20 protein-coding genes and 1 pseudogene are annotated in these 19,592 nt (G+C 53.0%); 10 read left to right on the top strand and 11 right to left on the bottom strand.

All coding sequences use genetic code 11. The features are described 5' to 3' along the window. The first annotated feature begins 36 nt into the window (after nt 1–36). Nucleotides 37–1,404 (top strand): aminotransferase, encoded by a 1,368-nt coding sequence (locus ABLW18_RS07960; protein WP_347824283.1) that lies wholly within the window; start codon nt 37–39, stop codon nt 1,402–1,404. Between the two features lie 37 nt (nt 1,405–1,441). Here the strand turns inward: ABLW18_RS07960 and phaR are convergent, their stop codons facing one another. The 3 genes from phaR to phaC all read right to left on the bottom strand — a co-directional run bounded on the left by phaR (nt 1,442) and on the right by phaC (nt 4,402). Next, nucleotides 1,442–1,990: a polyhydroxyalkanoate synthesis repressor PhaR gene (phaR, locus tag ABLW18_RS07955; RefSeq protein WP_347824282.1), complete on the bottom strand. Its 549-nt coding sequence runs from the start codon at nt 1,988–1,990 to the stop codon at nt 1,442–1,444. A 157-nt stretch (nt 1,991–2,147) separates the two neighbouring features. Further along, nucleotides 2,148–2,570 (bottom strand): phasin, PhaP, encoded by a 423-nt coding sequence (locus ABLW18_RS07950; protein ID WP_347824370.1) that lies wholly within the window; start codon nt 2,568–2,570, stop codon nt 2,148–2,150. An 89-nt stretch (nt 2,571–2,659) separates the two neighbouring features. After that, nucleotides 2,660–4,402 (bottom strand): class I poly(R)-hydroxyalkanoic acid synthase, encoded by a 1,743-nt coding sequence (gene phaC / locus ABLW18_RS07945; RefSeq protein ID WP_347824281.1) that lies wholly within the window; start codon nt 4,400–4,402, stop codon nt 2,660–2,662. A 100-nt stretch (nt 4,403–4,502) separates the two neighbouring features. On the opposite strand from phaC, the gene phaZ reads away from it, so the two are divergent. Both phaZ and rsgA read left to right on the top strand, forming a co-directional pair. Beyond that, nucleotides 4,503–5,762, top strand: coding sequence for a polyhydroxyalkanoate depolymerase (gene phaZ, locus ABLW18_RS07940; RefSeq protein ID WP_347824280.1), 1,260 nt, complete (start codon nt 4,503–4,505; stop codon nt 5,760–5,762). Then, the gene (gene rsgA / locus ABLW18_RS07935) at nt 5,759–6,772 is read left to right on the top strand and encodes a ribosome small subunit-dependent GTPase A (RefSeq protein ID WP_347824279.1); all 1,014 of its coding nucleotides are present in this window, start codon (nt 5,759–5,761) and stop codon (nt 6,770–6,772) included. The genes phaZ and rsgA overlap by 4 nt, the downstream gene beginning before the upstream one ends. Nucleotides 6,773–6,844: 72 nt before the next feature. Here the strand turns inward: rsgA and ABLW18_RS07930 are convergent, their stop codons facing one another. Further along, the gene (locus ABLW18_RS07930) at nt 6,845–7,153 is read right to left on the bottom strand and encodes a YciI family protein (protein ID WP_347824278.1); all 309 of its coding nucleotides are present in this window, start codon (nt 7,151–7,153) and stop codon (nt 6,845–6,847) included. A gap of 18 nt (nt 7,154–7,171) precedes the next feature. Beyond that, a complete protein-coding gene (locus ABLW18_RS07925; RefSeq protein ID WP_347824277.1) occupies nt 7,172–7,921 on the bottom strand; it encodes an alpha/beta hydrolase in 750 nt (249 codons plus the stop codon). A 222-nt stretch (nt 7,922–8,143) separates the two neighbouring features. On the opposite strand from ABLW18_RS07925, the gene thrS reads away from it, so the two are divergent. Next, nucleotides 8,144–10,090 (top strand): threonine--tRNA ligase, encoded by a 1,947-nt coding sequence (gene thrS / locus ABLW18_RS07920; protein ID WP_347824276.1) that lies wholly within the window; start codon nt 8,144–8,146, stop codon nt 10,088–10,090. Between the two features lie 51 nt (nt 10,091–10,141). On the opposite strand, the gene ABLW18_RS07915 is transcribed toward thrS, so the two are convergent. After that, a complete protein-coding gene (locus tag ABLW18_RS07915) occupies nt 10,142–10,477 on the bottom strand; it encodes an ArsC/Spx/MgsR family protein (RefSeq protein WP_347824275.1) in 336 nt (111 codons plus the stop codon). 148 nt (nt 10,478–10,625) lie between these two features. Here ABLW18_RS07915 and ABLW18_RS07910 point away from each other — a divergent pair, with 148 nt between their 5' ends. Then, nucleotides 10,626–10,835 (top strand): cold-shock protein, encoded by a 210-nt coding sequence (locus ABLW18_RS07910; protein ID WP_347817074.1) that lies wholly within the window; start codon nt 10,626–10,628, stop codon nt 10,833–10,835. A gap of 89 nt (nt 10,836–10,924) precedes the next feature. Here ABLW18_RS07910 and thyX read toward each other — a convergent pair whose 3' ends face one another. After that, a complete protein-coding gene (gene thyX / locus ABLW18_RS07905) occupies nt 10,925–11,833 on the bottom strand; it encodes an FAD-dependent thymidylate synthase (RefSeq protein WP_347824274.1) in 909 nt (302 codons plus the stop codon). Between the two features lie 90 nt (nt 11,834–11,923). Between thyX and ABLW18_RS07900 the strand changes: the two genes are divergently transcribed. Both ABLW18_RS07900 and ABLW18_RS07895 read left to right on the top strand, forming a co-directional pair. Further along, nucleotides 11,924–12,352 (top strand): VOC family protein, encoded by a 429-nt coding sequence (locus tag ABLW18_RS07900; protein ID WP_347824273.1) that lies wholly within the window; start codon nt 11,924–11,926, stop codon nt 12,350–12,352. Continuing rightward, nucleotides 12,349–13,083: a DUF1194 domain-containing protein gene (locus ABLW18_RS07895; RefSeq protein WP_347824272.1), complete on the top strand. Its 735-nt coding sequence runs from the start codon at nt 12,349–12,351 to the stop codon at nt 13,081–13,083. Before ABLW18_RS07900 ends, ABLW18_RS07895 begins: the two co-directional genes overlap by 4 nt. Here ABLW18_RS07895 and ABLW18_RS07890 read toward each other — a convergent pair. The 3 genes and pseudogenes from ABLW18_RS07890 to ABLW18_RS07880 all read right to left on the bottom strand — a co-directional run bounded on the left by ABLW18_RS07890 (nt 13,077) and on the right by ABLW18_RS07880 (nt 14,289). Then, nucleotides 13,077–13,562, bottom strand: a pseudogene (locus ABLW18_RS07890) (winged helix DNA-binding protein). The gene ABLW18_RS07895 and the pseudogene ABLW18_RS07890 overlap by 7 nt on opposite strands. A gap of 71 nt (nt 13,563–13,633) precedes the next feature. Then, nucleotides 13,634–13,900, bottom strand: a complete 267-nt coding sequence (locus ABLW18_RS07885; protein ID WP_347824271.1) for a succinate dehydrogenase assembly factor 2 — start codon at nt 13,898–13,900, stop codon at nt 13,634–13,636. Further along, nucleotides 13,897–14,289, bottom strand: a complete 393-nt coding sequence (locus ABLW18_RS07880) for a helix-turn-helix transcriptional regulator (RefSeq protein WP_347824270.1) — start codon at nt 14,287–14,289, stop codon at nt 13,897–13,899. Before ABLW18_RS07880 ends, ABLW18_RS07885 begins: the two co-directional genes overlap by 4 nt. 85 nt (nt 14,290–14,374) lie before the next feature. Here ABLW18_RS07880 and ABLW18_RS07875 point away from each other — a divergent pair, with 85 nt between their 5' ends. Continuing rightward, a complete protein-coding gene (locus tag ABLW18_RS07875; RefSeq protein ID WP_347824269.1) occupies nt 14,375–15,577 on the top strand; it encodes a pyridoxal phosphate-dependent aminotransferase in 1,203 nt (400 codons plus the stop codon). Nucleotides 15,578–15,682: 105 nt separating this feature from the next. Here the strand turns inward: ABLW18_RS07875 and ABLW18_RS07870 are convergent, their stop codons facing one another. After that, the gene (locus ABLW18_RS07870; RefSeq protein ID WP_347824268.1) at nt 15,683–17,032 is read right to left on the bottom strand and encodes an MATE family efflux transporter; all 1,350 of its coding nucleotides are present in this window, start codon (nt 17,030–17,032) and stop codon (nt 15,683–15,685) included. A gap of 137 nt (nt 17,033–17,169) precedes the next feature. On the opposite strand from ABLW18_RS07870, the gene parE reads away from it, so the two are divergent. Both parE and ABLW18_RS07860 read left to right on the top strand, forming a co-directional pair. Next, nucleotides 17,170–19,128, top strand: a complete 1,959-nt coding sequence (parE, locus tag ABLW18_RS07865; RefSeq protein WP_347824267.1) for a DNA topoisomerase IV subunit B — start codon at nt 17,170–17,172, stop codon at nt 19,126–19,128. A 24-nt stretch (nt 19,129–19,152) separates the two neighbouring features. Further along, nucleotides 19,153–19,587, top strand: a complete 435-nt coding sequence (locus ABLW18_RS07860) for a DMT family transporter (protein WP_347824266.1) — start codon at nt 19,153–19,155, stop codon at nt 19,585–19,587. The last annotated feature ends 5 nt before the right edge of the window (nt 19,588–19,592 follow it).

The raw sequence follows: 19,592 nt of genomic DNA, 5'->3' as shown, positions 1-19,592 counted from the left end.
GCCCAAGCCCCGGCCCCTCCAGACGAAGGTCCCCCTATGAAAGACCAATCCCCCAACAGCTGGGAAGCACGAGCAGACGCCCATTCCTTCTACGGCTTCACCGATCTGCCAACAATTGAAAATCGCGGCGCAACGGTCCTCACCCACGGCAGCGGTCCCTATGTTTTCGACGTGCATGGCCGACAATTTTTGGATGCCAACTCGGGCCTTTGGAATATGGTGGCCGGATTTGATCACGCCGGTCTCGCGCAGGCTGCCAAGGATCAATATGACCGCTTTCCCGGCTATCACGCCTTTTTTGGCCGAATGTCGGATCAAACTGTGATGCTGTCCGAAAAGCTCGTTGAAGTCTCACCCTTTGAGAGCGGCAAGGTGTTTTACACCAACTCTGGCTCCGAAGCCAATGACACGATGGTCAAAATGCTCTGGTTTTTACATGGATCCGAGGGCCATGATCACAGGCGCAAAATTATTACGCGCAAAAATGCCTACCACGGGGTCACGGCGGTTTCAGCCTCGATGACCGGCAAGCCCTACAACTCTGTCTTCGGCCTCCCATTGCAGGGCTTTTTGCATCTGACCTGTCCGCATTATTGGCGAGAAGGCCGGCCAGGCGAGACAGAGGCTCAATTCACCGCCCGGCTCGCGGCGGAATTGGAAGACATGATCGTCCGCGAGGGCGCAGACACCATTGCCGGCTTCTTTGCAGAGCCTGTGCTGGGCGCAGGCGGGGTCATTCCACCGCCGGAAGGCTATTTTCAGGCGCTCCAACCCATTTTGCAAAAATATGGTATCCCATTGATTTCCGATGAGGTGATTTGCGGTTTTGGGCGCACCGGGCATACTTGGGGATGCGAGGCCTATGGGTTTGTACCGGATGCCATCATCAGCTCCAAAAACCTCACGGCAGGATATTTCCCCATGGGGGCGGTCATTCTTGATCCGCAATTGACCCAGCGTTTGCAAGCAGCCTCAGAGGCGATTGAGGAATTCCCACATGGGTTCACCGCATCCGGCCATCCGGTTGGCTCCGCAATTGCGTTGAAAGCCATTGATGTCATCATGAATGAAGGGCTGGCTGAGAATGTGCGCCACCTAACCCCCTATTTCGAAGCGCATATGCAAAGGCTCCTTGAAAACCCAAATATCGGTGAGGCAAGAGGCAAGGGCTTGATGGGGGCTTTGGAGGCAGTGCAGGATAAAGACAGCAAAACTCCCTTCGCCGCCGAGTTGTCTGTCAGTGAGCGAATAGCGAATACCTGTACCGATCACGGATTAATCTGTCGGCCTTTGGGGCAATCTATCGTGCTGTGTCCGTCGTTCATCTTTACCGAGAGCCATATCGATGAGATGTTTGAAAAGTTGGAAGCTTCTTTGAAAAAAGTGTTCGGTGAAGTGGCCTAGTGCCGGCGTCGGGCGGACTCTTCCGCTCGATATAGCTTTATAATTTCGACAATTTCTCTTGCAGCTCGGCCAATTGTGACTTGATGTCATTCAGTTCATCGGCGCTCGCACTGGCGGTCGGCTCTGCATGGCTGACCGGGGTTGAGGCCGACAGACCGCCAGTCATGGCCTTCATAAATGCCTCTTGCTGCGCCTTCATCATCTCAATGCCTGGCATGGCCGCCATTGGATTGACCGCTGTGAGATTTTCCATAGCTTTAGATTGTCCGTCGCGCAACATCTCAAAGCTGGCTGCAAGAAATTGCGGTACAACAGATGTGGCTTGTGATGCATAGGAACGCACCAAATCGGTGAGCACATCCACCGGCAAAACATTTTCACCACGGCTTTCGTGCTCGGCAATGATTTGCAGCAAATATTGCCGCGTCAGATCATCGCCCGACTTGAGATCAATAATTTGTACCTCGCGCCCGCCGCGAATGAACCCGGCGATATCATCCAAAGTCACATAATCGCTAGATTCGGTGTTGTATAAACGCCGGCTCGCATAACGCTTAATCAGAAGCGGTTGTGTTTTTTTGTTCATATCCCAGCCCTTTGCAGCGACTCACCGCCTTTGCGCGGCACTGCGGCAATGCTATGCAAACGCAGCACAAAAAGAAAGGGCGCAGCAAGTGCTGCACCCTTCAATACCGGTTCACCTAACTTTGGGAGGACTGATAACCCTGAATTTTCGTCGTCAATTAGGCAGCTTTTGCAGCTTTGCCGGCTTTTTTCACAGCAGCAGCTGCTTCAGCGCTGACTTCTTTACCAGCAGCCATCATCAACTCAGCAGAGTCGAGTTGCACTTTTTTCGCAACACCGGCCATCGCAGCCATATTTTCAGCAGCCATTTCAGCGGACGAAGATGCAAAATCTGTCAATGTCTGAGCGGCAGCGGCTGGATCTGCAGTACCTTTTGACAAGTCCGCAACTTTTTCCAAAGAAGCCTTTGTCCAAGCGGAAGAAATCTCAGCCGATTTCATCGCAGCTTCCAAAGCCACGGCAGACATTTTCTCGCCAAAAGTCACTTGCGCTTTATAGGCATCTTCAAAAGCAGACATGTCTACTGGGAATTTACCCATCATGTCTTTGAACATTGCAGTGTAATCAGGTGTCTTTGTCATGTGCTTAATCCTCAAGTGTGTTGTCTCTCTGAGTCCTGTATAAATGCTGCGTCGCAGCATTGCAAGTTTTTTCTGCATTGCGGCATAATTTATTTCAACACATACTGCCCAGGGGCATTACCTAATTTCAGTCCTTTAGGAAATTTTGGCTTGCGCGGCTCAATGCTCTTGCCGCTATGCAGCATTAACCATTCCTTCCAGGCAGGCCACCAACTTCCTGCGGTGTAGGCAGCTGAAGATTGCCAATCTTCTGGGCTCTCGACCAAAGATTTTTGAGTATAATAGCCATATTTATTGCGCTGCGGTGGATTGATAATGCCCGCGACATGTCCAGATTCAGCCAAGATGAAGTGGCGATCGGCGCCAGTCATTTGCTGGACGCCCAGGTAGGATTGTGCCCAGGCGGCAATATGATCTGTCTCACAGGCTACAGCGCAGACTGGCACAACAATATCGCTCAATTGCAGCCGCGCGCCGCAGCCCTCAAACCCGCCATCGGCAAATTGATTCTTTTGACAAAGGCCGCGCAGATACTCAACCGCCATACGTCCCGGCAGATTGGTGCCATCGCCATTCCAATACAAAAGGTCAAAGGCTGGAGGCGTCTCCCCCATCATATAATGACGAATGGCGGGACCATAAATCAAATCATTTGAGCGTAAAAAGGAAAAAGTTCGCGACATAAACAATTTGTCTAAGACACCATTCTCTTCCACTTCAGCCGCGATTCCATCCACAAAATCATCGTCCAAAAACACGGACATCTCTCCCTGTTCGGAGAAGTCCGTCAGAGTGGTGAAAAGGGTGGCGGATTTCACCGATGTGTCGCCGCGCTGCGCCAAAAGCGCCAAGGTCAGAGACAGGGTTGTGCCCCCTATACAATAGCCCGTGGCATTGACCTGCGGCACGTCGCAAATCTTTTTGACCTGCTCAATGGCAGCTATAAAACCATCTTCAATATAGGTATCTACACCCGTATCACGCATAGCAGCATCTGGATTGATCCAGCTGACCACAAAAAGCGTGAAGCCTTGCTCGACGATCCATTTCACCAAACTGTTCTCTGGCCGTAGATCCATAATGTAAAATTTGTTGATCCAAGGCGGGAAGATGACCAAAGGCACCTCCTGCACTGTTTGCGTGGTTGGGCTATATTGAATCAATTCGAACAGGTCATTGCGAAATACAACTTTACCCGGCGTCGTCGCGATATTGCTGCCAACATCAAAAGCGCCTTGATCGGCCAGAGTTACCATAAGATCGCCATTATTGGCCTCAATATCTCGCACAAGATTTTCCAGCCCGCGCACGAGGCTCTCCCCATCGGTCTCAACCGCCCGGGCTAAGGCCTGCGGGTTGGTGCCAAGAAAATTGCTTGGGCTGAACATATCCATGATCTGTCGACTAAAGAAATCAAGCTTTTGCCGCTCGCGCGTGTCGAGATTATCCATCTGCGCAACGGCTGTTTCCATAGCCTTCGTATTAAGCAAATATTGCTGTTTAATAAAGTTAAAATAGGGGTGCTCATTCCACATCGGATCTGAAAATCTGCGATCTGCGGGTGCGCTTTGACTGTCGACGAAATGCTGCAAAGATTGCCCCCAATAAGCAATTTGCTGCTCTATCATACGGGATGGATTGCTCATCATCTCAGTGACATAGGCCGTTGCGGCCTTGGTAAACAGATCGTGACCCGGCCCCTGAAGCGCTGGTCTTACGGGCTTTTTATGAGAAACTGCTGCCAAAAGCCGCTGGGTCAACGCTTCGACACGTTGTAAATTTTCGGTCAATCGCTCTAATCCAAGCTCAGTGCTGCCGTTATCAGTTGTCATGTCGGCAAAAGCCCCCTAGTTTGCAGTTGCAGCATAAATGAAACTTTAGAATTATCAAAATATAAAGTTGCATAGCCGCCATGCTAGGAGAGAAACGTCGATGCGCTATATGTCCACTTATGATGTGATGGAAACACTGCGGAACACCAATCAATGGATGGGTGCAACAGCAAAAGCGATGGCCTCTTATCCTATGTTTTCCATGGTTCCAAATCCAGCTTTTCAATGGATGTCGGCTTGGGGGGAAGTCACCGAACGGGCCTATGCGCGCATGGTGATCAAGCCCGGCTGGCTTTTAGATTTTGTCTCAACCGAAGATGGCAAAGATCATTTGGTTGAAGTTGGAACCGTATTGGCCAAACCTTTTGGCGACTTGATCCATTTCGCGGTACCTGGCCGCACACCACGGGACCGCAAAGTCCTACTGGTGGCTCCCATGAGTGGACATTACGCCACGCTCCTGCGCTCTACGGTGCGCAGCTTACTGCCCGATTGTGAAGTCTATATCACAGATTGGCATAATGCCCGCGATATTCCCGTCAGCGCCGGCAAGTTCGACGTGGAAGACTACACACTCTATCTGGCAGAATTCATAAGGGAACTTGGAGCGGACACTCATGTCATCGCTGTGTGCCAGCCCGGACCCATTGCGCTTGTCGCAACAGCCTATCTGGCCGCCACAACCCCCGAGGCGCAGCCCGCGAGCCTCACTTTGATTGGCGGCCCGATTGATCCAGATGCCAATCCAAGCGACGTCACCGACTTTGGTAATCGCGTCCAAATGGGGCAGTTGGAAGAAACAATGATCCAACAAGTTGGGTTCCAATATGCTGGTGTCGGTCGGAAAGTCTATCCGGGGCTGCTGCAATTGATGAGCTTCATGGCCATGAACAGCGACACCCATAGCAAGGCTTTCACGGATCAAATCATCCGTACAGCTCAAGGCGAAGCGCGCGACAATGATAAGCACAACCGCTTTTACGACGAATACCTCGCCGTGATGGATATGACAGCGGAATTTTACCTCTCAACCGTGCACCAGATATTCAAGCAACGTGAAGTGGCGCGCAACGCATTTTATGTGCAAGGGATTCATGCAGATATCTCGAAAATCACATCTGTTCCGGTCATTGTGGTAGAAGGGGAGAATGATGACATCTCCGCGCCGGGACAATGTTTGGCCGCGCTGGATCTGCTCACCGGGCTGCCGCAATCCCTAAAAGCCGCACATCTCGAACCGGGCGCTGGCCACTATGGAATTTTTGCGGGAAAAAGCTGGCGCAATAATATCCGCCCCTTGGTTCTTGAATTTATCGCCGGCGCGAAGCAGCACAGAAAGCCAAAACCATCGAAAGCTTGAGCCTGCGCGCGCTGGGCTGGTCAGAGCATTTTGCCGATCAAGCCACCTCAGCCGCCCTGGCGCAAACCCCGCCCGTGCGCATCACCCAGGTGCATCGAAACACGCTGCATATCCAGGGTGTTGATCTCGATACGATCATTCCAAGCCTGCAAGGGGTCACCGTTGGAGACTGGCTCCTCTTTGACAAAGAGGCGCCGCACAACAGTCAATTGTTGAACCGAAAGAGCCTGATAAAAAGGCGCGCACCGGGCCATGATCGCAAAGAACAGCTGATCGCTGCCAATCTCGATACGGCATTTGTTGTGACCTCTTGCAACAATGACTTCAGCCTGGCGCGGTTGGAACGTTACGTTGCCATGGCCCATGATGCCGGTGTCACACCAGTCATCATTTTAAGCAAAATTGATTTGACCACCGACCCCAGCGCCTTTGTCGAGCAGGCCCAAAGTATTTCACCACAGATCTCCGTGGTCTCCCTTGATGCCCGCAGTCTCGAGGCCAGTGGCCTTCTGCGCCCTTGGTGCCAAGCCGGGCAAACCGTCGCGTTTCTTGGCTCATCTGGGGTGGGTAAATCCACCTTGACCAATTCCCTCGCCGGCAATGAGGCCATCGCCACCCAAGATATCCGCGCCAGCGACGACAAGGGCCGCCACACCACCACCGGACGACAACTGTATATTCTGCGGAGCGGATGCGCCGTTCTGGATACGCCTGGGATGCGTGAAATTCAGCTGACTGATGTTTCCAGTGGCTTAGAAGAAACCTTCGCGGATTTGCACGCGCTCCAACAAAACTGCCGCTTCAATGATTGCGCCCATAACACCGAACCGGGCTGTGCTGTGCAAGCGGCCATTGCCTCTGGGGACGTTGACGTACCACGCCTGCAACGATGGCTCAAACTTGTGGCGGAAGATGCCGAAAACACCAAATTCTTGGCAGATCGAAAACGGCGTGACCGGGCAAAAAACAAACCTGAAAAATCTGTTTCAAAGCACAGCGCAAAGAAATAGCGCCTGTCCATTCAGCCGATAGCGCAGCGATACATCTGCCCCATGCGCGCCGCAACAATCTGCGTCTCCCGCTCAGCCGCCCATAACCATCAATTCGGAAACCGCCATTTTGGCATGATCTGAAAACGGATCAGCCTGCGCGATTTTCACCGCTGCTTCCATATCCTCTGCCTCAACGATCAAAAATCCGGTAATGGCTACAGGCTCATCACTAAGCCCATCCGGGCCAACCACCTTGGAGCGTTTCACCGGAGAAGCGGGATAGACCACAGCCTCCCCCAGGCCGGCCAACCAGTCCATCCATTTTCCCATATGTGCCTTGCCGTCTTCTGGAGAACTCATCTGAGGTTGCTCTAAATAGGTTAATAAAAATTGCGCCATGGGCCCGTCTCCTAAAATTCATTCTGCCTTAATAGCCCCAATCACATCCGTTATCGCCTCTTGGGTCAAGGCCAGAGCCCTGGGAGATGAAAATCGGTGATCACCGCCTTTGAGCAAGCGCAGTTGAATGTCGTCGCCAGCCGCAAGCGCAAAAAGACGTTGCGCCAGTTCAACAGACACCTCTTCATCCTCATCACCCTGCAAAAATCGCGTTGGAAAAGGCAAATTCAACGGGCTGCGCAGAACAAGATGTAACCGACCATCCTCAATCAGGCGCTTGGTGATCGGATAGGGATCGCCATAATCCGAAGGAATATTAACCAGCCCCTCTTGCGTCAAAAATTTGCGAGTGTCAGCGTTGAAATTTGCCCAAAACCCATCCTCCGTAAAATCCGGAGCCGCGGCGATGGTCACGAGCCCTGCAATTCGCTCTGGAATCCGTTTCACCATTAAAAGGGAAATCCATCCGCCCATAGATGAGCCAACCAAAATTTGTGCCCCTTCGGTCAGTTCACAAATCGCCGACTGCGCATCCTCCGCCCAATCGCCAATGCACCCATCTGTGAAGGCCTCCGAAGACGCGCCGTGCCCAGAATAGTCAAACCGCAAAAACCCGCGACCTTCTGCCTTGCACCAAGCCTCCAAATGCAGCGCTTTGGTGCCTGTCATATCGGACATAAACCCGCCCAAAAACACCACACCGGGCCCGATGCCTTTGCTCTGCGCATAGGCAATTCTTCGACCTGAATCCGTTGTCAAAAATTTCATGCGCACCCCCAAGTTTGAGCCAGATTTTATCTGCACAATGGGTCCTGACAATGGAATTTCGCGCCCCTGCGGTGCCAACGGCTGGGCCTGTGTCATATTGGCCGCAACGCGCCCCAGTGTTTGGGTGGTTGACAGCCAAATGCAAAAACGCCAAACAGCAGCCGAACCAAATACCCGCAACCGGGCGTTCCGTGGGCGCCAAACTGACGAGGAGTGCCCGTGATGGCCCAAATCTCACTCACCCTTCCCGACAATTCTATCCGCCATTATGAGGCCGGCATCACCGCCGCCGAAGTGGCTGCTGATATCGCCAGTTCTTTAGCGAAGAAGGCCATTTCCGCAACGGTGAATGGTGCCCATTTTGATCTGACTTGGCCAATTGAGACCGACGCCACGATCGCGATTCATACCATGAAAGATGAGGTTCAGGCCAATGAGCTGATCCGGCATGATTTGGCCCATATCATGGCCCGTGCGGTTCAGGAAATTTGGCCTGATGTGCAGGTGACGATCGGTCCGGTGATCAAAGACGGCTGGTATTATGACTTTGATCGCAAAGAGGCTTTCACCCCAGAAGACTTGGGCGTGATTGAGAAAAAGATGAAGGAAATCATCAATAAGCGCGATGCAGTCCGCACCGAAGTTTGGGATCGCGCGCGCGCGGTGCAACATTATACTGACGCCGGAGAGCCCTATAAGGTGGAGCTGATTGACGCCATCCCTGGCGACGAACCGCTGCGAATGTATTGGCACGGTGACTGGCAAGATCTGTGCCGTGGACCACATTTGCAACACACAGGGCAAGTGCCCGCAGATGGGTTTAAATTGATGAATGTGGCCGGCGCCTATTGGCGCGGCGACAGCGATAGGGCGATGTTGCAACGGATCTATGGGGTTGCATTTTCCAACAAAGAAAAGCTCAAAGCTCACCTGCATATGCTCGAAGAAGCCGCCAAACGCGACCACCGCAAGCTGGGCCGCGAAATGGATTTGTACCATATGCAAGAAGAGGCACCCGGACAGGTCTTTTGGCATCCAAACGGCTGGGCCATCTACACCGAACTCCAAGATTACATGCGCCGCAAACAACGCGCAGGCGGCTATGTTGAGGTCAACACCCCGCAGGTAGTGGACCGCAAGCTCTGGGTGGCCTCGGGCCATTGGGACAAGTATCAAGAGAATATGTTCATCGTCGAAGTGGATGAGGAGCATGCCCGCGAAAAGGCCGTTAATGCGCTCAAGCCGATGAACTGCCCCTGTCATGTGCAGATTTTCAACCAAGGCTTAAAATCCTACCGAGATCTGCCGCTGCGCATGGCTGAATTTGGCAGCTGCGCGCGCTACGAGCCGTCAGGGGCACTTCATGGCATCATGCGGGTGCGCGGCTTTACGCAAGACGACGGGCATATTTTCTGCCGTGAAGACCAAATCGAAGAAGAAACCGCTCTCTATATCGCCTATCTAACCTCTGTATATAAAGATCTTGGCTTTGAATCCTTCCGCGTGAAATTCAGTGATCGGCCAGAAAAGCGCTCCGGCTCTGATGAGGTCTGGGATCGGGCGGAAACCGCTCTTCTGGCCGCAACCCGCAAGGCAGGTATTGAACCCGAAATGAACCCCGGAGAAGGTGCATTCTACGGTCCAAAATTGGAGTTTGTTTTGACCGATGCCATTGGCCGTGATTGGCAATGCGGCACCCATCAGGTGGATTTCGTTCTGCCCGAGCGCTTAGACGCCAGCTATATCGGCGAAGATGGCAACAAGCACAGGCCGGTCATGCTGCATCGCGCCTGCCTGGGGTCTTTTGAGCGTTTCATCGGGATATTGATCGAAGAACATGCCGGGCGCTTGCCCCTTTGGCTGGCACCGCGGCAGGTGGTTGTGGCTTCCATTGTATCAGACGCCGATGAATTTGTGTATGAGGCCGTTGCGGCTTTGCGCGCTGTAGGCGTCCGGGCCGAAGCGGACACCCGCAACGAAAAAATCAATTACAAAGTGCGCGAACATTCCGTAGCTAAAGTACCTGTGATCCTCGCGGTGGGGATGAAAGAGGTTGCAGACCGGACCCTATCAATGCGCCGCTTGGGCAGCAAAAATAGTGAAGTTGTGGCACTTGATCAACTTGTGGCGGCGCTCAAAACCGAATCCACACCACCGGATTTGCTGTAAAATCCAAAGCCACTTTATACCAGAAAACTGCCCGATCATCGCATTGGGCAGCTATGCGCCCGGCAGGGCCGCATAGTAAGCCGCCACATCAGGCTTCCAGCCGAGCGTCATTTCTCCGTCATCGTGAACAATCAACGGACGTTTCATCAGCGCAGGATGCGCCTTGAGGAGGGCCAGTGGATCACCGGCCCGAGCCACCGCGTCCAAGCCGCGCCAGGTGGTCGAAGCACGGTTCAGCAGAGCATCTCCAAACTTCGCAAGAGCCGCCGCAAGAACTGCATACGGCACCGACCCGTCCCGCACATCGATATAATCGACCTGCTGATTTTGCAGCGCTTTTCTAGCTTTACGACAGGTGTCGCAGGCTTTTAATCCATATAGTTGCATAAAATTTCCCTTGATTTTATTTTTAATCGCATAATTGTATAGGTATCGCATCTGAATAACAGGATTTTCGTGAGAATTTTTGCCATTCAGCCGCGGGATGCCGTCCGCAACTCTACGGGCGTGTACTTATGACTTGGGAGAATATGATATGCCTTTGGGCACAGTAAAATGGTTCAACACCACAAAAGGTTTCGGGTTCATTGAACCAGAAGGTGGAGGAAGTGACGTGTTTGTCCACATTTCGGCCGTCGAGCGCGCTGGAATGACAAGCTTGGCTGACAACCAAAAAATAAACTATGAGCTGGTCGAAGGACGCGACGGGCGTCAAATGGCTGGTGAATTGAGCAACGCCGAATAAGCGCGCAAAGCTGCAGCCAGAGCGGACAGTGATCCGCTAAACGTTGGGCCGCGCCCAACCCGTTTACTTTTGTGCCATGCGCTTGGGCGTTAACGCCCAATCGCGGCTTCAAACTCTCTCCATTCACCCTTGCTCATACCTGAATCTTCTTGCGTGACAGGCTCACCAGCAAGCATGCGTTTCAGACATTCCACCGATTTGGCAGAGAATACCGCGCCGCCTAAACGATAATCCTCAAAAGCGCCATAGGCCGCAGGAACCCAGTCGCGCACCATCTCACAAATTGCCTCAGCATAGACCCTTATTTCATATTGCGCATGTGAATCGGCCCGAAGACGCAAGAAGTGAAACAGGTTGTGCAGATCAACTTTCCAGTACCATTGCGTGTAAATATTGGCCGGCAGGTTCATTCGAGCCAATTCACGGGCCAAACCATCCTGCCCCTCATCCGAGATCATCGCCTCGTAATTGTCATAGGCGCGGTTGCTGTCTGATTTCAAAATCTCCAAAACCCGCGCCGCTTCCGCCCCTTGCAAAACCTGCCCGCGGCCCTGGTTATTCACCACTGATTGCGCCGCCAAAGAGTCCGGTTCTGGGATGTAAAACTCTCGGTCGAGAATCGAATAGCGCGCTGAATACTCATTTACATTGGCGGTGCGATGCCGAATCCATTGGCGCGCCACGAAAACCGGCAATTTCACATGCAGTTTGATTTCACACATCTCGAAAGGTGTAGAATGCCAATGGCGCATCAAATAACGGATAAGGCCCGCATCATTTTGCACGGATTTTGTCCCCTTACCGTAGCTGACCCGCGCAGCTTGGCAGATGGCGGCATCATCACCCATGTAGTCGATAACCCGCACAAACCCATGATCCAAAACGGGCTTTGCGCGGTAAAGATGATCTTCCATACCTGGAGCCACAGCCCGCAGGGTAAGCTGAGGATTTGATCGCAGCTGGTCAATTTCTTCTTGTTGTTCTGGTGTCAGCAGCATCACTATTCCCTTAGTTAACCCCTTCTGGAGCGATTCCCTTAGCACTATATATGGAGTAACCTGAAGGATGAACCTACTATATAAAGGCAAGTGCAAATGAAATATCTACATACAATGGTCCGGGTGGCCGATTTAGACGCCTCTATCGCTTTTTTTGCCCTCCTGGGTCTCGAAGAAACGCGCCGTTGGGACAATGAAGCTGGACGTTTTACCCTGGTTTTCATGGCGCCTCCTGGCCAACCCGAATGTCCTGTGGAACTGACCTACAACTGGGATGGTGATGAGGGCCTGCCGTCAGACAGCCGACATTTCGGACATTTGGCCTATGAGGTGAAGGATGTTTATGCCACATGCCAGCATCTGATGGACAATGGCATCACAATCAATCGTCCACCGCGCGAAGGCCGCATGGCTTTTGTCCGCAGCCCAGACAATATCTCAATTGAGCTCTTGCAAGAGGGTGACAATCTGCCTGTGGCCGAACCCTGGGCGAGTATGGAAAATATCGGACATTGGTGAGTCGTCGTCTGTGCAAAGCCCTCGCCGCCCTCTCTTTTACGCTTTGGGTCACGGGTGCCGCGGGCGCTGATACCGCCTGCCGCCAGGCCCTGGCTTTGGGCCTGGATGTGTCGGGATCTGTCGATGAGGGTGAATATCAACTGCAACTGCGGGGTCTGGCCGCAGCCTTGGTCAGTGATGATGTCCGCGCCAGTCTGATGCGCTTGCCGGATGCACCCGTCCGGATTTTAGTTTTTGAATGGAGCGGTCAAGACTATCAGCGCGTTCTTATTGAGTGGACAGACATCACAAGCCCGTCACGCCTCGAGGCTGTGTCTGAAAAGCTGCAATCCACCACGCGGCGCACCGCCCCACCAACCACCGCTTTGGGTCAGGCGATCCAGGTCGGAGCCGGGTTTTTAAACCAACAGCCGGACTGCTGGAAGCGCACTTTGGATATTTCCGGTGATGGGAAAAACAACACAGGCCCAGAACCCCATCACGTCAACAGCCCCGAGAAGATTGGAGATATCGTCATCAACGCATTGATCATTGGTGTTGATGCCACCTCCCGGCTGTCGCATGCGGAGCTGTCCATTGCCGAATTAACCGCCTATTTTGCGCATCGCGTGCTGGCTGGGCCAGGCGCGTTTTCCGAAGTTGCCATCGGTTTTAAAGATTATGAGCGCGCCATGAGCCGAAAATTACTGCGTGAATTGGAATTTTTGAGCATGAGCCAACTAGATCAATAAATAAATCGAATCTGCTTGCCCCAATACTGTTCCATGCGCCGCAGCGCCTCATTTATATCCTCGACCCCGATGCCGTGCAAAACGCCCTCCGATTGCAACGCATCGGCGTGACCCTCGAACAATTCATGCACAAGCTCTCACACATGTTGCCCTTTATCAGTTAATGTCACGCGGACCGACCTCCGGTCCGCCCTACACCGTTCATGGTGCATGTAACCCATACCCACCAATTTTTTCAAATTATAACTGATATTTGAACCCTGGTAATATCCGCGGCTCTTCAACTCGCCCACGGTGACCTTATTGTCTGCGATGTTGAATATTAGCAAAGCTTGCACGGGGTTAATCTCGATCACCCCAACCCGCTCAAATTCATCTTTGATAAAATCCAACAACAAACGATGGAGCCGCTCGACCAGAGCCAAACTCTCCAAGTAATGGGTCATAAAACTCTTGCTGGTTTTGGGATCGTCACTCATTGATCGCCTCTCACGCTGCTTCGTTCAGCAGTATCGAGGAAATTCGCGAATATTATCTAAACGAGATGAATTTAATCACGTGGACTCTGCAAACCCGCGACAATTTGGGCGATCAGCGGCGCACATTCTGCGGGAGCTGCGGCAGTTCCGGTCACCCAAGAGTAAAGATCGTGATCGTTTTCAGCCAGCAATAGATCATATTTCACCAGCTCTTCGTCAGTCATCTGGTCCAAGGCGCCTTGAGCAAAATGGCTTAAAATAAGGTCCATTTCTTTTATTCCACGACGCATTGAACGCATTTTCAGGCGTTTGATCTTATGATCATGCAGCTCAATCATTTTATGGCCAATCTTAATTGTTTCTCCAATTTGCTCAGCCGATCGGCCGTGCGATTCATATCCGTTTTTATTGCACGCATTTCAATTAAAATTGTTTGGATATCGTCGGACAACGGCGCCGTGGTCGGCGCTTCCGGTCCGATCCCTTCACCGCTCAACAGCCAGGGCAAGGAGACATTGAGCATTCCAGTCAACATTTGCAATTTGTTGGCCCGCGGCTCAGAACGATCCTCCTCCCAGGCCTGTAAAGTGGCCAGTTTGATGCCAAGACGGCGCGCCAGTTGCGCTTGGGTCATACCAGCCTTTTCCCGCGCTCCAAGAACGCGATCACCAAACGTGGCTGCGTCGGGGCCATACCAATCAAGTTTCGTATCAGATTCATTTTCCATAATTTCGCTCTTTCCAATCACTTCGCCTTGCAGCGCTGTGCACCTCAATCTAAGATTCTAGGATCACATGTATCACGAGGCCTTCATGTATATTTTATCTTCCGCGCTTGAACGGGTGAAACCTTCTCCCACCATTGCTATATCAACCAAGGCGGCAGAATTAAAGGCGGCAGGGCGCGACGTGATCGCACTTGCAGCCGGCGAGCCGGATTTTGACACCCCAGACCATATCAAAGCTGCAGCGGTCAAAGCCATTGCAGAGGGCAAAACCAAATATACTGCACCGGATGGGATGCCCGAGCTAAAGCGGGCGATTTGTGCCAAGTTCCTGCGTGAGAATTCTCTGACCTATACCCCAGCGCAGGTGACTGTTGGAAATGGCGGCAAACAAACGCTCTATAATGCGTTTATCGCAACATTGAATGCAGGCGATGAGGTGGTGATACCCGCTCCCTATTGGGTCTCTTATCCCGACATGGTACTTTTGGCAGGCGGCACCCCGGTGATTGCCCCAACTTCACAAGATAACAATTACAAACTCACGCCCGCGCAGCTCGAAGCAGCACTGACCCCTAAGACCAAATGGTTCATTTTCAACTCCCCATCAAACCCGACCGGAGCGGGATATAATTGGGACGAGTTGAAGGCGCTAACCGATGTTCTTTTGCGCCATCCCGATGTCTGGGTGATGACCGATGATATGTATGAGCATCTGGCCTATGATGACTTCAAATTTTGCACGCCTGCCGAAGTGGAGCCGGCGCTCTATCCGCGCACGCTGACCTGCAACGGTGTCTCAAAAGCCTATGCGATGACCGGATGGCGCATTGGCTATGCCGCCGGTCCTGAGCCCCTTATCGCCGCCATGCGCAAAATCCAATCGCAATCGACATCCAACCCCTGCACCATCAGCCAATGGGCCGCTGTCGAAGCCTTGAACGGCCCACAGGAATTTTTGTCCGAAAACAATGCCTCTTTCAGCCGGCGCCGCGATTTGGTTGTGAAAATGCTCAATGAGGCCAAGGGGATTACCTGCCCCACGCCTGAAGGTGCGTTTTATGTCTATCCCTCGATAGACGGGCTCATTGGAAAACAGACGCCAAGCGGCGCCGTAATTGCGGATGATGAGGCCTTCGCAACCGAACTGCTCGAACAAACCGGCGTCGCGGTGGTCTTCGGCGCCGCCTTTGGCCTGTCCCCAAATTTCCGCGTGAGCTATGCCACATCCGATGCTGAGCTGTTGGAAGCTTGTACTAGGATCAAAGAATTTTGTGAAAATCTGATCTAGTCTGAGCTATGACCGTGACGATCTTCCGACCAAGGTATTTTTGAACCCGCAAAAATGGCGTGATCAAAAGCCAACGGGCCACAGATCAGCCGTTAAAGGCCGCGCCTAGGCAGACCGCCGGGCCAATCGAAAAAACCGCCGCCAAAGCAAGAGCGCGGCACATCCAAGCCCAAAGACCAGGCCCATCCATATGCCCGCTTCTTGAAACGCGAACCAGAAGCCTAAAACATAGCTGATCGGCAGACCGATCAACCAATAGGATATCGTGGCGATCCACATGGGCACTTTGGTATCTTGCAACCCGCGCAGGAGGCTCAGCGCCACCACCTGCGCGGCATCAACAAATTGAAACAGTGCCGCGAGCATCAACAAGAGCGTGCCGATGCGTAAAATTTCGGGGGTCAAAGGGTCCTGCGGGTCCAAAAATGCACGGATCAAAAACTGTGGGGTCGTCAAGAAAAAGAATATGGCCACAACAGCGGCAACGCTCGACAAGCCCATTGTCACCCAAGCTGTGCGCCTGACCGACGGCCAATCTTGCCGAGCAAAGGCCTTGCCCGCACGCACTGTGCCAGCTTGCGACAACCCCATATGCACCATGAAACTGAGCGCCGCCAGCTGCAACACAATGCCATGAGCCGCCAGCTCCAAATGTCCAAGCCAGCCCATCATAAAAGCGGATGCCGCAAACAATCCACTTTCGGCTAAGGCCGTAGCTGAGATGGGCACCGCAAGCCGGGTGACCGCAAGTGCCGCACTGCCATCAAAGCGCCAGAAGCGAGCGAACATCTGTTGTTCGGGAAAATTGCGTTGAATGTAGATCACGAATCCAAGCAGCGCGAGCATTTGGGATATGACAGAAGCAATCGCCGCGCCTTGCAGCCCCAACTCCGGCAAGCCCCAATTCCCAAATATTAACGCGTAGTTGATCAGCGCATTGGCCACTAAAACAAAGAGCGACACCCAAAGCACGATCCCTGCATGTTCCAGCGCCGAAAGATAGCTGCGCAGCACCAGTCCCCACAATGCGGGCCATAGGCCAAACCCGGCGATGCGAAGATAATCCTGCGCGCCCTGCGCCACTACTGGATCTTGCCCCATTGCCTCGAGCAGAGGCCGGGCATACCACATCGGTAAAAATAACAAAGCCGCCGCCAAGGTGGAAACCCAAAGCCCCATGCGCGTAGCGCGCCTGGCCGATTGCCAATCGTCTTCCGCCACAGATTTGGCCACCATCGGCAAAATTGCAAAAGCAAAACCGGACGTTGCAATAAAGGCGATAAAACAAACCTGAGCACCCAAAGTCACCTGCGCCAGTGCCAGAACCGAATACCAGCCCAGCATTAGTGTGTCGGTTGTATGCACGGCAAATTGCGCCACTTGGCTGCCCACCAAGGGCAGTCCCAGGATCAATAAAGATCGTGCTTCAAATGTGATCGCAGAGGCTTTTTTCATCTCGTTCTCTTACGCAGAAGCCGGCGGCCTGGCCAGTGGTAAAATCAGCAAGGAATATGGATCACCCGGTGTGCCAGGTCTTTTCTTGCCCTACAACTTCTGCCATGAATAACGTCAATCAAAGAAAGAGCAGCCCCATGGCAAGTGACCTATTATCTTCGGCCGCAAATACGGATTATGACGCCGCCTCCATTGAGGTGTTGGAGGGTCTAGAGCCGGTGCGCAAACGGCCGGGCATGTATATCGGCGGCACCGATGAACGGGCCTTGCACCATCTGGTGGCCGAGGTTTTAGACAACTCGATGGATGAGGCGGTGGCGGGCCACGCCAATCGCATCGAAGTTGAGCTGCACGCAGATTACTCCGTCACCATCCGCGACAATGGCCGCGGTATTCCTGTTGACCCCCATCCGAAGTTTCCCGATAAATCCGCTCTTGAGGTGATCCTATGCACCTTACATGCGGGTGGTAAATTTTCTGGTAAGGCCTATCAAACCTCCGGGGGCCTGCATGGGGTGGGTGCCTCTGTGGTCAATGCGCTCTCCGATTCTATGGTTGTCGAAGTCGCCCGCAATCGCGAACTCTACGAACAGCGCTTCGCCCGCGGCATCCCGCTGGGTCCAATTGCCAAGATTGGCGCCGCTCCCAATCGCCGTGGCACCTCGGTCACATTTCATGCCGATGAACAAATATTTGGCAAACACCGTTTCAAACCTGCGCGCCTCTTTGCCTCTATTCGTTCCAAGGCCTACTTATTTTCGGGTGTCGAAATTCGGTGGAAAACCGAGATTGATGATGGCGATACACCGCGCGAAGCAACCTTCCATTTCCCCGGTGGCCTGTCGGACTATCTCGTGGAGACCCTGGGCAAAGCCAGCACTTATGCCGCGGCCCCTTTCGCCGGTGCCGTGGAATTTCAAGAGCGCTTCAATGTGCCCGGTAAGATCGAATGGGCGGTCAATTGGACACCGTCACGTGATGGCTTTATCCAATCCTATTGTAACACCGTTCCCACTCCAGAAGGCGGCACCCATGAAAGCGGGTTCTGGGCCGCAATCTTAAAAGGCATTAAAGCCTATGGTGAATTGGTCAATAACCGAAAAGCCAGCAATATCACCCGTGATGACCTCACAACAGGCGGTTGCGCGCTGGTCTCTTGTTTCATCAGCGAGCCCGAATTTGTTGGCCAAACCAAAGACCGTTTGGCCACTGTCGAAGCCCAGCGCTTGGTCGAAAACTCTGTCCGTGACCGGTTTGACAATTGGCTCGCTGCCGATACGAAATCGGCCGGAGCCATTCTTGATTTCTTAGTCCTGCGCGCAGAAGAGCGCTTGCGCCGCCGGCAGGAAAAAGAAACCCAGCGCAAATCTGCCACCAAAAAATTGCGCCTGCCGGGCAAACTCACAGATTGCACCTCAAAAAACCGCGAGGGCACGGAATTATTCATCGTGGAGGGCGACAGCGCCGGCGGATCAGGCAAAGGCGCGCGCAATCGCGTCAACCAAGCACTTTTGCCGCTCAAGGGAAAAATCCTCAACGTCCTAGGCGCCGCCTCGAATAAACTCGGCTCTAATGCTGAGATCGGTGACCTTTGCGAAGCGCTCGGCGTCGGGATTGGTACAAAGTTCAATATTGACGATCTACGCTATGAAAAGGTCATCATTATGACCGATGCAGATGTCGATGGCGCCCATATCGCCAGCCTTTTGATGACGTTCTTTTTCTCACAAATGCGGCCGCTGATCGATGCCGGCCATCTTTATCTCGCCTGCCCCCCGCTGTTTCGCCTGACGCAGGGGGCAAAACGGGTGTATTGCCTGGATGAGGCAGAAAAAGACCTCTGGCTGGCCAAGGGATTGGGTGGCAAGGGCAAGATTGACGTCAGCCGCTTCAAAGGTCTGGGAGAAATGGACGCCAAGGATCTCAAAGAGACCACAATGGATCCGACGACACGCAAATTGATCCGCGTCACCGTGGATGAAGACACGCCCGGCGAGACCGGAGATCTCATTGAGCGGTTGATGGGCAAAAAGCCAGAAAAACGGTTTGAATACATACAAGCCAACGCAAAATTCGTTGAAGAGCTTGATCTATAGACCCTAGAAAAAGGACCTCCGATTATGCCACTTTATGCGATTACAATGCTTGCGGCGGGGATCGGTATACCAGTCTTGGCGGCGATGAATGCAGCCCTCGGCCGAACTCTTGGCGCGCCCATGCTCGCCGGAGTGGTATTGATCGCTGTGGGCCTGTTAACCGCCAGCCTGGTGGCCATCACCCAAGGGCCCGGTGCTCTGGTCAAACTCACAACAGCACCAAAACATCTTTTCTTTGCCGGGGTCTTACTGGCGTTTTATGTGCTGTCTATAACCGCGATTGCGCCCAAGTTTGGCGTTGGAAATGCTATTTTCTTTGTGCTCATTGGCCAATTGATTTCAGCGGCAGCAATCGATCATTTCGGACTTTTTGGGGCGCAGCAAATCACACTCACCTGGACCCGTCTCAGCGGATTATTTCTCATGGCCGCAGGCGTCTTGCTGACACAAAAAGCCTAAATCAC

This window comes from uncultured Planktomarina sp. (genome assembly GCA_943788425.1).
Classification (GTDB): domain Bacteria; phylum Pseudomonadota; class Alphaproteobacteria; order Rhodobacterales; family Rhodobacteraceae; genus Planktomarina.
The sequence above is the reverse complement of the archived record's forward strand: the minus strand, read 5'-3'. Positions and strand labels throughout refer to the sequence as shown.

Coding starts and splice junctions, on each gene's coding strand:
- ABLW18_RS07960 (WP_347824283.1), top strand. CDS start 37: ATGAAAGACCAATCCCCCAACAGCTGGGAAGCACGAGCAGACGCCCAT.
- phaR (WP_347824282.1), bottom strand. CDS start 1,990: ATGAACAAAAAAACACAACCGCTTCTGATTAAGCGTTATGCGAGCCGG.
- ABLW18_RS07950 (WP_347824370.1), bottom strand. CDS start 2,570: ATGACAAAGACACCTGATTACACTGCAATGTTCAAAGACATGATGGGT.
- phaC (WP_347824281.1), bottom strand. CDS start 4,402: ATGACAACTGATAACGGCAGCACTGAGCTTGGATTAGAGCGATTGACC.
- phaZ (WP_347824280.1), top strand. CDS start 4,503: ATGCGCTATATGTCCACTTATGATGTGATGGAAACACTGCGGAACACC.
- ABLW18_RS07930 (WP_347824278.1), bottom strand. CDS start 7,153: ATGGCGCAATTTTTATTAACCTATTTAGAGCAACCTCAGATGAGTTCT.
- ABLW18_RS07925 (WP_347824277.1), bottom strand. CDS start 7,921: ATGAAATTTTTGACAACGGATTCAGGTCGAAGAATTGCCTATGCGCAG.
- thrS (WP_347824276.1), top strand. CDS start 8,144: ATGGCCCAAATCTCACTCACCCTTCCCGACAATTCTATCCGCCATTAT.
- ABLW18_RS07915 (WP_347824275.1), bottom strand. CDS start 10,477: ATGCAACTATATGGATTAAAAGCCTGCGACACCTGTCGTAAAGCTAGA.
- ABLW18_RS07910 (WP_347817074.1), top strand. CDS start 10,626: ATGCCTTTGGGCACAGTAAAATGGTTCAACACCACAAAAGGTTTCGGG.
- thyX (WP_347824274.1), bottom strand. CDS start 11,833: ATGCTGCTGACACCAGAACAACAAGAAGAAATTGACCAGCTGCGATCA.
- ABLW18_RS07885 (WP_347824271.1), bottom strand. CDS start 13,900: ATGATTGAGCTGCATGATCATAAGATCAAACGCCTGAAAATGCGTTCA.
- ABLW18_RS07880 (WP_347824270.1), bottom strand. CDS start 14,289: ATGGAAAATGAATCTGATACGAAACTTGATTGGTATGGCCCCGACGCA.
- ABLW18_RS07875 (WP_347824269.1), top strand. CDS start 14,375: ATGTATATTTTATCTTCCGCGCTTGAACGGGTGAAACCTTCTCCCACC.
- ABLW18_RS07870 (WP_347824268.1), bottom strand. CDS start 17,032: ATGAAAAAAGCCTCTGCGATCACATTTGAAGCACGATCTTTATTGATC.
- parE (WP_347824267.1), top strand. CDS start 17,170: ATGGCAAGTGACCTATTATCTTCGGCCGCAAATACGGATTATGACGCC.
- ABLW18_RS07860 (WP_347824266.1), top strand. CDS start 19,153: ATGCCACTTTATGCGATTACAATGCTTGCGGCGGGGATCGGTATACCA.